The following is a 13,374-nucleotide window of genomic DNA, read 5'->3' as shown; positions in this document are numbered from 1 at the left end:
GGACCGATCACGTCAGGCATAAAACTGATCGGTTTGGAAAATCTTGAGCGAAACCTCAGAATCACGTTTCCAGTCGGTCGAACGAGAATAGTAGGCAATCAGCGTTTCGTCCCCGACGAATGTCAGAGATGGATACGCGGCGTCATAATTGGTCCGGTTGTCGATATCCTTGAAGTGTCGCCAGGTTTTACCCTCATCCTGTGAAACCGCTGCTGTCAGCGGTGTCCGCGGCCAGTTCCGGGGTGAGGCCACATGATTCCAGAGCAACAGCAAGTCCCCCGTGGATGGAATTCGTTTTATAATGGAAGGCGCTTCCGGGGAAGGCAGCTCAGTAGGCACCGGTTTACTCCAATGGACACCACCATCTTCGGAATAACACTGATAAAGACACTGATTCGTATTCCGCAGAAAACAGAGTAGTCTGCCATCCTTGAGTTCAACAATCGCCGGTTCGTGACAGCCCCGCCCCGGGGCAGTCATACTGTTTGCACTCCGCTTCCACGTTTGAAAGCCATCATCAGAGTAGAAGACAAATGAGTGCAGATCTCCCCCTTTATATGCTGTTCCACCAACATAATTGTCCGCAGCCGGCCCATGGGCCGGAATCAAAACACGGCCGGTGCTCAGCCGTAAAGCATGGTCGGCGTTACAGCAGTACCAGCCCGGTTCCGAAATCTGCTGTTGTGGTCCCCAGGTCCGGCCGTTGTCGTTAGAACGTCTCATAAAAACGTTCCGCGCCCGGGGGCTGTCCCAACCTACATATGAGAATAGAATTTCCTGGTCGGACAGTCGGATCAGATTGGGATGTTTAACGTTGTGCGCCCACTCATTGGTCTGCAACACCCGTCGATTCCCCCAGCTACGGCCCCGATCATCGGAGGTCATCGAACTGATCTGACAGGCAACATGATCACCGATTCCCGAAAAACCTTTCTTTTGCGCTGGCTGCTTAGACCGGCTGTAATATTCAGACCAGACCAGCAGTAGCCGCCGCTCATCCAACGGGAAGATCAACTGATGATCGTGCCGCGGATGCTCTGGGGTCCAGGGGCAGACAACGGACTCATGAACCGGCTTCAACAACGGACGTTTCTCAGCAGCCGCTTTCACTTGCGCCTGTAACAGTGAACCGGTCCCCCTTCCCGCCAATGTGCAGGCCAGAGATTGTTTCAGAAACTCGCGGCGATGAACGCTCATACAAACTCTCCACATTCTGTCACATGGAAATCAGCTGTGAAACAAAGATTGTTGAGATCGTATTGTAAAGCAGTGTTGTGCTGTCGATCCAGACTGATCTCAGCACAGAGAGTCTGGGGCAAAAGCGGCCTTTTGAAGCAATCATTCGGCTTCGACAGGTACCTTCTCCGCCAGACTCATGATCTTCCAGCCCGCCTTAGGTTGAAAATCAGGCTCTGCTGTAAAGACCTGCACACGATGATTGGTATCGATGGCGAATAATGGGATGCGTTTGGCGTCGATCTGGTTCTGAAATTGTTCAAAGGTAAATTCTTCTGACAACAGAGTCGTTTTCATTTCCGCCCCCTGCTCCAGCATCCGACTCAGATCCTGATAGTTCAGCGATTCACTAAACACGGGGCGGCCACCATACTTAAAAGCAGTCTTGGCTTCGGCCTTCCCAGCCGTAGGTTCTGAAATCCGGATCGTGAAGATATTCTCCTTGGCAAACTCCAGTCGATAATAATGCGCCGCCAGGGCATTCAGTTCCATTTGGGGGGAGACCGCCAGCAGGTGCCCAATGCCGATCAGGTCGATATGCCGTTCCGCATGTTCCGACACGGGGTTTCCCCAATATGCTTGCAGCCCTTTCAGTCGGGCTTCAGTCACGGAAGACCAGTTCTGGTCGGTCAGAAATGTCCGAATGCCGTTTTTCTTCAATTCCAGGGCAATCACCTGTGCCAGACGGTTTGCACCGACAATCAGAAAACCGTTCGGTTCAGGCTCGGCGACTTTCAGAAAGCGGGCCAGCGGGCCGGCAGTCGTGCTCTGTAACACCACCGTCCCTACAATCACCATGAATGTCAGGGGAACCATCGCTGCAGCAAATGGATAGCCAACCGCCTGCAGTTTAATGGCAAACAGGGCCGAGATTGCTGCTGCGACAATCCCGCGCGGAGCAATCCACGACAGGAGGTGCCGCTCGTTCATCGACAGCTTGGATCCCAAGGCACAAAGATGCACGCTCACCGGGCGAATCACAAATTGAATTACCGCGAAGACCGCCACCGCAGGCCAGCCTAAATCACGAAATGAGCTCAGATTCATACGAGCTGCCAGCATGATGAACAGCATGGAAATCAGCAGGATACTCAGGCTTTCTTTGAAATCCAGAATGTCATCCAGATCCAGGCCTTTGGTATTTGCCAGCCAGATTCCCAGAACTGTGACCGAAAGCAGACCGGATTCCGCCTCGAACATATTGGAGACAGCAAACACGACACACACCAAAGCCAGCGAGGCGAAGTTATGCAGATACTGAGGGATCCAGTATTTCTTCAGCAGGAATGCAAACAGGTAACCACTTACTGCGCCAAACAGTACCCCGATCAGCACCATTTTACCGAACACAACCAGCCCCGCGGCAAAGCCCCCTTCAGCGCCTCCAGCCAGAATAAATTCGAACACCAGAACCGCCAGAATCGCTCCCAGGGGATCGATCAGAATCCCTTCCCACTGCAGGATATGGGCGACGTTCTCTTTGGGGCGCACGGTCCTCAGCAGCGGTGTAATGACGGTCGGCCCGGTGACCACCATCAGGGCACCGAATAAAAACGAAACGTTCCAGGAAAAATCGAGCAGCAGCCGCGTCGCCAGGGTCGTTCCCATCCAGGTGATGAAGGCACCGATGGTAATCATATTGCGGATGACCCGCTCCAGCCCCGGTATGTTCTGCAGCTTCAGAGTCAGGCTTCCTTCGAACAGAATCACCGCCACTGCCAGCGAAACGAAGGGAAACAGCAGATCTTCAAACAGTTCATCCGGATCCAGCCAACCCATCACCGGGCCGGCGAAAATCCCTGTGGCCAGCAGGAAAATAATCGCGGGATATTTTACCCGCCAGGCAAGCCACTGGCAGACAATTCCGGCCAGCAGAATAAAGGACAGGGATAAAATAATGTGTTCACTCATGGGGACTCCAGACTTCATTTACGTAAGGGCCGCTTATTGTCCTGAGTCACTCCCGATTGTGCAAGTCAGTCAACTTGTCTGAAGTAGACGGGTCCCTGAATGCAGCCTGAAGTGATTGCGTTCCCTCATTCAGCCTGCTTGAGTCGCATTTTGACGACTTCGCGTTGCTTGCGAACGATGCCATACAGGACACCTGCATCTGTCGCATCCCAGGCAATTCCCTGCCCCGCGAGGGGAGCAGCCAGCGTCTCTACGTACTCCATCACTCCCGGTTGCTCGGGAACCCGCAAGACATAGAGCTCCCCATGATCGTGACCGGTCGTGAAGAGCAGACCTCCTGGTCCCCAGGCCCCGCCGGAATTACTGTTAGGCAAAAAGCGTTGCACCACCTGTTCCGGAAAGGTCCACTCCGCTTCCGGCTGCCATTGATCGTTGTAGCGTACCAGTCGGGTCTGCTTAACAGTCTCTGCTTTTCCGTAAAAAGCGAAGACCACCCACCACTTTCCCTCCCGGCGATCAACCCAGTTGATCGCTCCGGTTGTCTTGGGGAACTTCAATGTCTGCAGCGGACGCAGACTCGCCGCGTCAAAGACTTCGATCGTATTTTTTAACGGGGATACGGGCCAGTTTGAATGAGCACAATACAGCTTGCCGTCGATCACAATCCCGCTGTTCAGATGCTTGATATGCGAATCCTGCGGCGGAGACCAGAGCTTCAGTTTCTGCCCACTCTGTTTGTCGTACCGGCCGATCTCGCGACTGGAAATCGCATAAAACGCATGCTCATCCACGGCGACAGCCTGATGTGCTTCGCGGGCAGGAAATCGTTTCAACTCCACTAGTCCTTGCGCCCGTGGTTCACTCGCAAAGACATGCGCGTCGCCCTCATAGACGATGAGACAAAGCAGTAAACAAATAGAGCGAGACAGTAATCGAGGTGACAACATCAACCATTCTCCAGGACGAATCAATCAGACAACTCAGTTTGAACACCCGAGCATACCCGTTGATCATAGTGGATTTCCGGGTAGTTGTCTAAGTTGGCAGATCAGTACCTGCTCGAGCAGTCAGATTCAAAGGCCACGTTCTCACTAATCTGTCAATATCCTCGGACAGGAGTCGAGTCTTGATCTGCTGCCCTGAATGCGGTAAGTTGTGCCTGTCCAGATGTGACCGACAGCGGTCATGCCTTTCCCGACGCGCAGACTGACTTACCTCTGAGAGAAAGAGACACCGATGAGCATCACCGGAATCGTGGTGGAGATTCACATCCTGATCGAGATTCTGGTGATCATTCGCGTCATTCTGCGACCGCATCGCGAACCAACGTCCCGCCTGGCCTGGATCGTGGTGATCGCCACAATACCGGTCGGCGGCATCCTGGCTTATCTGCTCCTCGGTGAAGTTAACATTGGTCACCGCCGCGTCGCCCGTATGCAGCGGGTACTCGCGGGTCTTCCCCATTATTCTGCGCCCCAAGACACCTGTAATCATCCGGTACTGCCTTCTGTCCCCGAACGCTACGAGCATCTGTTCCGCGTGGGCCGTTCCATCAGCAATTTTGAACCGGCCGAAGGCAACCAGGCCCGTCTGCTGCCCGACTCGAATACGGTCATTGATGAAATGATCCGCGATATCGACGCTGCCGAGGATCATGTGCATCTGCTGTTTTATATCTGGCTCCCCGACAATAACGGCTGCAAGGTCGTCGAAGCCCTCAAGCGGGCAGCCGCCCGGGGCGTGAAGTGCCGGGCAATGGCGGACGGTCTGGGTTCTCGCCTGATGATCAAGTCTGCGCACTGGCGCGAAATGAGCCAGGCGGGCGTCCATGTGGCCGTAGCCCTGCCCATTGGAAATCCCTTGAAGCGCATGCTGATTGGCCGCATCGATCTCCGGAATCACCGCAAAATCGTCGTCATCGATGGAGGCATTACCTACTGCGGCAGCCAGAACTGTTCCGATGCGGAATTTCGGATCAAAGCGAAATTTGCTCCCTGGGTCGATGCGGTCGTCCGCTTTGAAGGTCCCATTGCCCGACAAAACCAGTACCTGTTTCTCAGTGACTGGATGACCTATGTCGATGAAGACCTGTCTGACCTGCTCTCAGAACCAGTAACCTCATTCGAACACGGTCTTCCTGCCCAGGTGATCGGCACCGGTCCGACCGTGCGCAATTCGGCGATGCCCGAAATGTTCACAGCCCTGATTCACACATCACGCCGCGAACTGGTTATCTCGACCCCCTATTTCGTGCCTAACGAACCGCTGCAGGAAGCCCTGTGCGCGACCGCCTATCGGGGCGTCGATACCCGCATCATATTCCCGGCTCACAACGACTCCCGTTTCGTGGCCGCCGCCAGTCGCAGTTATTACCGGGAACTCCTGGAGGCAGGAGTGAAGATTTACGAATATACCGGCGGTCTGCTGCACGCCAAGACCCTGACCTTCGACGGGGAGATCACGTTGATCGGATCAGCGAATATGGACCGACGCAGCTTCGATCTGAATTACGAAAACAACATCCTGCTCTACGATCCGAAACTGACGACCGCAGTCCGGGAGCGCCAGGAAGAGTACCTGGCGGGCGCCAAAGAAATTACCCTGGAAGATGTCACCAACTGGTCATTACCGCGTCGCTTCTGGAACAACTCGGTCGCGATGCTGGGCCCCGTTTTATGAATGTCGGCTGAATTACTGGGAAGCTACCCCAGTTCAGGTCACCAGCCAGAGCCAGCCTCCCGCGATCAGCAGACTGCCCAGCGTGACCGGTATCCCGACTCTCGCATGTGTGCGGAAACTGATTTTGATTCCCACCTGCCGGGCTGCTTCCACAACAATGATATTCGCTACACTTCCTACGATGATGAAGTTACCCGCCAGAGTACTGCTCAGGGCCAGTAACGCCCCCATACTGCTGCCTTCCACGACCGGTAACAGCAACATGATTGCCGGGACATTGGAAACCAGATTACTCAACACGGCCGTTCCCACAAACAGCGGCACCGGTTCGGAAAGCGAAATCCCGGCAGCTGCGGTATGAGACATCAACCAGTCCATGCCTCCCGCCAGCTGGAATGCCTCATTGACAATGAACAGGCTGATAAACAGAACCAGCAAAGGCCAGTCGACCAGTCCCATCACGCTCCGGGAATAAAAAGTACGGCTGAGCAGGAGGACGCCGGCCGCACAAAGTGCCAACAGTTCCCGCGGCCAGGGAGCAAACATAAAGCATACAACCAACAGCAACAGAATCACGGTTCCCTTCAGAGTCTGCCAGCGATTGAAAGGGGGCTCCTCAGACGGACTGCTCTCCCCAGGTGCGACCGTCCATTGATCCCGATATACTTTGACAATAACCCACCAGACCAGTGCCAGGCCGAGTAGACAAGGAGGCGTTGCAATCAGCAGATATCGATTAAAGGACAGCTGAAGTGATTCACCAATCAGGATGTTCTGTGGATTGCCAATCAACGTGGCTGCACTGCCGATATTCGCTGCACAAGCCAGGGCCAGCAGAAACGGGACGGGGTTGAGCCGTTTGTTGAGACACAGACGAGACAGCAGTGGTGCAACTGCCAGACAGACAACATCATTCGTCAGAATCGCACTGAGTGCCCCGGTTAGAGCAATCACTGCAGCCAGCAGTGTCGCGGGCGCCATGTCATACAGCACCACGCGCTGCAACACATATCCGTAAAAGCCTCCCAGCTGGAACTGGGCAGAGACGACCATCAATCCGAAAAGTAACGCCAGTGTTGGTACGTCGATCGAGTTGAGCGCCTGCTGCTCCGTAATGCCTTGCCCGGCCAGCAGGAGAATCGCTCCCAGCAGCGCAGCTCCAGTACGGTCAACGCGCAGGCCGGGGATACCTCCCAGCAGCATGCTTAAATAGACGGCGATGTAAACGAGAATAACATAGGCAATCATACGACTTGTCGATTTCCTCAGGACAGTGAAGAGAGGATGATCACAAGTCGCAAGTCTACCCACTGCGCAGGACTGGCGACAGGGTCAGCAGACGCTACTTCGCGAAGAACGCGCAGTTCCAGCGATAGGATACTTTGACAGGGAACTAACCCAGCAGTTCCGGGATCGGTTTGCCCTGGTCGGCGATAATGGGTGTCGGACGTCCGTTGAAATCTTCGATGAAGACGTTCGAGGAATCGATGCCCAGATGGTGGTAAATCGTCGCCAGGAAATCGCCTGCGCCGCAGATGCGTTCGATGGAATCTTCACCCAGCTTGTCGCTGGCACCGATGAAGCGTCCGGTTTCGATACCGCCACCGGCCCAGATGTTGGAGAACGCACGTGGCCAGTGATCGCGACCGGGCTGCTTGGTTCCGGCGGGAGCACTGGCGTTTCCTTCCCCGGTACTGGGCTGGTAGTTCACCTTGGGAGTCCGGCCAAATTCACCTGTCACCACAACCAGCACGCGTTCATCCAGGCCCCGGTCGTAGATGTCTTCGATCAGAGCCGAGACGGCCTGGTCGTAAGCTTGTGAACGGAAACGGAGGGCATCAAACACGTGGTGATTCACGGCGTGGTCGTCCCAGTTATTGACGCGACCACAGAGGGGACCACTGAGGCTGGTCGAAATCACATCGACGCCCGCTTCTACCAGACGACGCGCCATCAGCAGCTGCTGTCCCCAGGAGTTACGACCGTAGCGATCACGTGTCTTGTCATCCTCCTTACTGAGATCGAACGCGTCTTTTGCCTTGGGATTGGTCAGCAGAGTCAACGCCTGGGCTTCGAATTCATCCAGTGCTTCGAGTTCCCCGGCCTGGTCGAAGGAGCGTTCCAGCGTATCCAGTTTTGCACGGAGATCGGCTCGTCGATCCAGCTGCTTCACTTCTGAAGCATTGGACAGACCGATATTAGGCACACTGAAATTTGGTCTGTTCGGATCTCCGGATACCGTAAACGGTCCGTAGGCATCGCCCAGGTAAGCGGCCCCGACTCTCTGCGAAGAGAAGTTGATGCCGACATATGGTGGCAACGGATTATCCCGCGGTCCCTGCTTGGAACGCAGATAATTCGTGACGCACATCCAGTCCGGATACTTGGGATTCGTTTTGTCGCGAATGTCTGTATCGCCGGTCAGCATCCTCAGCGTTCCCGCGGGATGGCCCGGACTGCCGTGACGCATGGAACGCAGCACGGTGAATTTGTCCGCAATCTTCGCCTGCATCGGCAGCAGTTCGGTGAAATCAATCCCCGGAACGCTGGTACGGATCGTATTGAACGGACCACGATACTCAACGGGAGCAGTCGGTTTCGGATCGTACGTGTCAATGTGCGAGCATCCACCCGGCTGCCAGACCATGATGACGGCCGTGTTATCTTTTTTCTTCTGCACCGGACTGGCGGCCCGGAGACGCAGAATGCCAGGCAGGCTCAGTGAAGCAAAGCCAGCGAGTCCCATGCGGAGAAAGCCACGACGATTGACCGGTCCCGGACAGGGTTGAATCGATGAAGCATAAAAGTTGTCTGTCATCTCTATTGGGCCTTCTTAGCTGGATTGACACGAACACGAATCGGGGTGGAGACGATGATGTCGACGATATCTTTGGGCTTGGCGCGAGCAACGGCTGCCTTTAACTGTTTATCGGCTTTTGTGATGTCGCTCTGAGCTGCTTTTGCTTTGGCTGCCGCCTCTTTCGCTGCAGAATTCGCACCGGGACGTTCGGCATCGGGAGCAGACTCGGCAATCTTTGCGAGTTTATCTGCATTGGCGGACAGAGCTTCCGCTTCCAGTTTCGCCTGTTTGAGTCCTGCTTCTGCAAGTGCGACGCCAGTCGGATTTTCCCGATAGCGGGCAACTGCATAACCGTAAAATGCAATGTTGTATTCGCCGGGAGCGGGCTTCAGTTTTGCCAGATCCAGCACGGCTTCGGAACTGTCTCCTTTCAGAGTGGCATCAAAGGCGGGATTGCCTTCAAAGCCATCGCCGAAGGTCTTCAGAGTAATATTTGCCCCCGAGAAATCGCTGCGACGAATGTGCTTGAGCGGAATGGACAGTTTTTCGCCAGCGGTGACTTCAAAGACTTTGTCTTCCGCGGGGGTAATCGTGATCGGGGCCTGTTCGGATTCGGTCACCGAAACCGGAACGTCGGCCATGAGCCGTGGACTGGGAATTTCACTCCAGGCGTTCTTGACCGGCCACTGCATTGAAGCCAGGTAACAGGGATGGGTTACCTCTTTTCCATCAATGGTCGCTTTACCATAGAAGTTGGCACTCGAGTATCCCTGGGGTGCATTTTCTTCAGCCGTAATCAGCATGATACCCCGTGACTTACCTTTGGGAATTCTCACTCCACTGGCGGTCACTCCCTCAGGCAGGTTATCCATGAAAAGTTCGATCTCACCATCAAAGCCATCGCGGCGTACCACAACCACTTCGAAAGGCATCGTCGCTCCCCCCCGCAGGGCGATGGGCTTGGAGAGCGCGTTGCGGTCTCCATTACGCAGATTCATATGCAACGCCCAGCCAACAATTGCAAAGTCCGGAGCCGCTTTGCGGATCACCAGGCGGTAAATGTTTTTCGGATCGTTGCGGGTTCCCCCGAACAGGTCCCGAATCTGCAGCCGATGGACGCCATCCTGCTTAATGACCATTTTACCGAGGATGTCGGAAGAACCAGCGTTGTAGGGAGGTCCGTCATAAGAATAGCCATTGCTGGAGACTTTGACCGGACTGGGAATGTCTTTCAGTTCGACCAGGTCGGTCCGTTTCTCATCTGCGCCGGTTCCGGTGACCTGCTGAACGACGATCGAAGGATCGGTAGGTCGCCCCAGACGTTCGGAAGCAACTTCCACCCACCAGACTTCCCCTTTCTTCGCGTTGAACTCGAAGGTATCGACGTCGGCTGCGGGATAGAAGCTGCCGGTAATGTCACACGGCAGGGTGATTTTCTGGGCTTCGGTGTGTTTGTTATTCGGTTCCGCTTCGGGACGGATATTGGCATCGGTCAGACCGGCGGGTGGCCAGGAAAACGCACTCACCGCTTGAATCGAAGGCAGTCGTTTTACAAGCTCATCAGGCTGTACTGCTTTGACAGCCAGACGATAAAAGTGATGCGGACCGCCATCGTAAGTCAGGCCGTGCACTTTAATCACATATTTTCCAGTCTGAGGAACTTTGAAGTCGAGCATGCCGCCGCGACGTTCAACGACCAGGTCCATGCCGCGTTCATTGGCAATGATGACGACCGGATTCAGTTTGGAATCAATGCCCTTGGCAGCACAATCGACGACAACTCGCTGCCCTTCTTTGGCCTCAAACGAGTAGTAATCGATCTTACGGCTGGTCATGATGGCATTACAGATCGAGTTCAGATCCAGTTGCATCGCTGATTCGAGTGAATCGTTCTTGCCGGGAGTCTGAACGGCTTCGGTCAGGTCTCCCACGTTGAAGGCACGTGACGTCGAGAGGCCAAGCCGGGTCATCACGCGGGCTTCATGAACACCCACCGGACAGTCTTTGGCAATTGTCACCACGTACTGATTGGCGATCGGCAGGCCATTTTTATCCAGCTTGGGTTCCGCGGTGATACCGGGATGGGAAAAGTTGAGCTCTTCAGCATCATCAATATCTTCACCGGCAATTTTGATTTCGAACGTTGTGCCGGCCTGTCCGCCCATGGGCATCGTGGTCAGCAGACGCGGTGCGGGCAGGCAGACGGACTGTGCGTTCGCGGTGGAAGCAGTCAGCCCCAGCGTGATGAGACAGATCCCCACAACGAGAGAAAGTTGCGGTCGAAGAGCTTTCATGATTCACAGCCTCTGGATAGAAGGTTTTAATTGATTTGTCGTTTTCAGGTCGCGCTGCTGACAGATTACCAGTTGATAAAAATCGGCTGCCTAGTGATTGAACAGAAACTCCTTCGTGTTCATCAAGGCCCAGATCAGATCCTGGAAATCTTTGTTGGTCGGTTTTTTCTTTGCATCCGCTTTGGTCTTTCCGTCTTCAACCGGAGTCGTCAAAAATTCGATCGCGGTTTGAAGTTCTTCGGGACGAGGCTCACGCGAAAAAGCAGCCATGTAGAGCTCTTTCACCCGGGCTTCGATGGGCTCGTCTTCCTTCGCGAGTTGGGCGGCCCGGCCACCACCGGCTGCCAGCTTCGACTTGACCTCGTTCGAATTCATGAGGTGCAGGCTCTGAGCCAGGCTGGAGGTCTGTTCCCGCTCGCATTCACAGACGGATGCACTGTTGGGACGACCGAAGACTTTCAGAAACGCTGAGGAATTAGTGTAACTGTTATCGGGTAAGGCGATCGCCCGCGTCCCCGGCGGCAGGTTCGCGAACGAACTTGTCGACCCGGCCAGGTCATCGATGGAATCGAGCATCACCTCGGCCTGCAGACGTCGTGGATAGAACCGCGAATAATTCTGGCGATCATGTAGATTGTATTCGTTGGGCATCGAACTCAACTGATACGTGTGCGACTGGGTAATCACTTTCACCAGAGCCTTCAGATCGAATCCGGACTTAATGAAATGTTCTTCCAGAGCAGCCATCAGTTCCGGGTTCGAAGGGGGATTGGTATCCCGAATGTCATCCTCGGGTTCAATCAAGGCTCGCTTGAAGAAATGCTTCCAGTAGCGGTTCACCAGGGCCTTCGCGAAGAAGGGATTCTCCGGGGAACTCATCCAGTTGACCAGTTTCAGACGGGGATCTTCATCGGGTGAAATCTCACCTACCGAATCTCCCAGGGCGACAGGTTTCAGCATTTCACCTGACTTGACATTCTTTGCCTGAGCCACACCCCGCTGATGGAAGATCAGGTCTTCCCCCTGAACGCCGGTGGGCTTGCGACCAATCTGTGAGAAGAACGCGGCCAGACCGTAATAGTCGTCCTGGCTCCAACGTTCGAACGGATGGTGGTGGCACTGAGCACACTGCATGCGTACTCCCAGAAACAGCTGGGCGATATCTTCGAGCTGTTCCTTGGGGTCCTTAACCCGTTTGTACCAGGCGACTGGGGGATTGCTGACGACGGTTCCGGTTGCGCCCAGCAGTTCGCGAACAAGTTGATCGTAGGGCACGTTGGCCAGCATGCTGTCGCGGATCCAGGCGTGGAAAGCGAAGTTTGGAGTAATATCGCTGGCTGCATCCCGACGGTTTTTGAGCAGCGGAGTCCATTTGGATGCGAAGTAATCCGCATAGTTCGGGCTCTGCAGCAGACGCTCTACAAGTTTGTCCCGCTTGTCGGCTGCGGTGCTGGCCAGGAATGTTTTTGTTTCTTCTTCTGTGGGAAAACGACCACAGATATCAATCGTCACCCGGCGGAGGAAGGTTGCATCGTCACAGACTGGTGAAGGAGGAATGCCCAGCTCTTTGAGGTTGGCAAACACATGTTGATCGATGAAATTCTTTTCGCTGGGTACTTTCTGAATCGGGGCATTGAGGGGGATCGCTGCGGTAAAGACCGCGATCTTTCCCTGGTAACGAACCATAATGGCGACTTTCCCCGGGATATCTTTGACTTTGACAAGTCCCTCTTCGTCGACGTCCGCCATCGATTTAATGTTGGATTCATATAACGCAGTGTGTGTCACGTTACGGGTCGAGCCGTCGGAATATTTGGCGATGGCCTTGAGCTGCTGTTTTTCGCCCATCTCAACCAGGCCGCGTTCGGGCTGCACTTCGACGGAGACCAGTTCCGGCTCAGCGCCGGTCTTCCATTGCGCGCCTTCTTCAATCCAGCGCTGAATCAACTGGTAACCTTCGGAATCCCGATTCAGCCGCTTGCCGCCGCCATGGGGTGTTTCGTTGGTCGCTTTGGTCAGCAATAGACTCTGTGTCGGAGCAACAGGAAACAGACGTCGTCCGTGTGCTTCCTTAACCAGGCTGTCGTAATCTTCGAGCGGTTCGAATCCCAGCAGCGAGAGTTGAAAACCGTTCTGGCCTCCCCCCGCTTTCGCATGACAGGTTCCCATGTTACAGCCTGCTTTCGTCAGGATGGGAATCACATCATTCACAAAACTGACCGGCTGTTTTACGTCTTCCGCACGGGTGGCATTACTGAGATAAAGTGAGGCCAGCAGAAGAGTCAAACCGAAAAATAACCGACGCGTCGATACTGCTTGAGGCAAGATATTCATGGCGGCTCTGATTGGGGTGGGATTGAGTGTTGGAGGGATGCTTAATATAGCGCTATCTCTATATAAAACCTTACTAATGTGAATCGACACTGTCAATATTTAAGTTTAATTAAGTACTTG

The 13,374-nt window shown here is 54.5% G+C and carries 8 protein-coding genes; 1 reads left to right on the top strand and 7 read right to left on the bottom strand.

What is annotated here, in order from left to right; genetic code table 11:
• Nucleotides 1-12: 12 nt before the first annotated feature.
• From HG66A1_RS08820 to HG66A1_RS08810, 3 genes are all read right to left on the bottom strand, one after another.
• Nucleotides 13-1,197: a sialidase family protein gene (locus HG66A1_RS08820; RefSeq protein WP_197997050.1), complete on the bottom strand. Its 1,185-nt coding sequence runs from the start codon at nt 1,195-1,197 to the stop codon at nt 13-15.
• 141 nt (nt 1,198-1,338) lie between these two features.
• The gene (locus HG66A1_RS08815) at nt 1,339-3,147 is read right to left on the bottom strand and encodes a cation:proton antiporter (protein ID WP_145182249.1); all 1,809 of its coding nucleotides are present in this window, start codon (nt 3,145-3,147) and stop codon (nt 1,339-1,341) included.
• Between the two features lie 125 nt (nt 3,148-3,272).
• Entirely contained in the window at nt 3,273-3,980 is a 708-nt protein-coding gene (locus tag HG66A1_RS08810) for a hypothetical protein (protein ID WP_145182246.1), read from the bottom strand.
• 403 nt (nt 3,981-4,383) lie between these two features.
• Between HG66A1_RS08810 and cls the strand changes: the two genes are divergently transcribed.
• Entirely contained in the window at nt 4,384-5,826 is a 1,443-nt protein-coding gene (gene cls / locus HG66A1_RS08805; RefSeq protein ID WP_145182243.1) for a cardiolipin synthase, read from the top strand.
• 33 nt (nt 5,827-5,859) lie between these two features.
• On the opposite strand, the gene HG66A1_RS08800 is transcribed toward cls, so the two are convergent.
• The 4 genes from HG66A1_RS08800 to HG66A1_RS08785 all read right to left on the bottom strand — a co-directional run bounded on the left by HG66A1_RS08800 (nt 5,860) and on the right by HG66A1_RS08785 (nt 13,254).
• Nucleotides 5,860-7,074: an anion transporter gene (locus tag HG66A1_RS08800; protein WP_145182240.1), complete on the bottom strand. Its 1,215-nt coding sequence runs from the start codon at nt 7,072-7,074 to the stop codon at nt 5,860-5,862.
• A 145-nt stretch (nt 7,075-7,219) separates the two neighbouring features.
• Nucleotides 7,220-8,644, bottom strand: coding sequence for a DUF1501 domain-containing protein (locus HG66A1_RS08795; RefSeq protein WP_145182237.1), 1,425 nt, complete (start codon nt 8,642-8,644; stop codon nt 7,220-7,222).
• A 2-nt stretch (nt 8,645-8,646) separates the two neighbouring features.
• Nucleotides 8,647-10,920, bottom strand: a complete 2,274-nt coding sequence (locus HG66A1_RS08790; RefSeq protein WP_145182234.1) for a serine protease — start codon at nt 10,918-10,920, stop codon at nt 8,647-8,649.
• A 90-nt stretch (nt 10,921-11,010) separates the two neighbouring features.
• Complete coding sequence (locus HG66A1_RS08785; protein WP_145182231.1) at nt 11,011-13,254, bottom strand: DUF1549 and DUF1553 domain-containing protein; 2,244 nt, start codon at nt 13,252-13,254, stop codon at nt 11,011-11,013.
• Nucleotides 13,255-13,374: the final 120 nt, after the last annotated feature.

Origin of the sequence: Gimesia chilikensis, from assembly GCF_007744075.1 — a bacterium.
GTDB lineage: Bacteria > Planctomycetota > Planctomycetia > Planctomycetales > Planctomycetaceae > Gimesia > Gimesia chilikensis_A.
The sequence above is the reverse complement of the archived record's forward strand: the minus strand, read 5'-3'. Positions and strand labels throughout refer to the sequence as shown.

Excerpts from the sequence above, each read along its gene's own strand:
- HG66A1_RS08820 (WP_197997050.1), bottom strand. The coding sequence starts at position 1,197 with ATGAGCGTTCATCGCCGCGAGTTTCTGAAACAATCTCTGGCCTGCACA.
- HG66A1_RS08815 (WP_145182249.1), bottom strand. The coding sequence starts at position 3,147 with ATGAGTGAACACATTATTTTATCCCTGTCCTTTATTCTGCTGGCCGGA.
- cls (WP_145182243.1), top strand. The coding sequence starts at position 4,384 with ATGAGCATCACCGGAATCGTGGTGGAGATTCACATCCTGATCGAGATT.
- HG66A1_RS08800 (WP_145182240.1), bottom strand. The coding sequence starts at position 7,074 with ATGATTGCCTATGTTATTCTCGTTTACATCGCCGTCTATTTAAGCATG.
- HG66A1_RS08795 (WP_145182237.1), bottom strand. The coding sequence starts at position 8,644 with ATGACAGACAACTTTTATGCTTCATCGATTCAACCCTGTCCGGGACCG.
- HG66A1_RS08790 (WP_145182234.1), bottom strand. The coding sequence starts at position 10,920 with ATGAAAGCTCTTCGACCGCAACTTTCTCTCGTTGTGGGGATCTGTCTC.
- HG66A1_RS08785 (WP_145182231.1), bottom strand. The coding sequence starts at position 13,254 with ATGAATATCTTGCCTCAAGCAGTATCGACGCGTCGGTTATTTTTCGGT.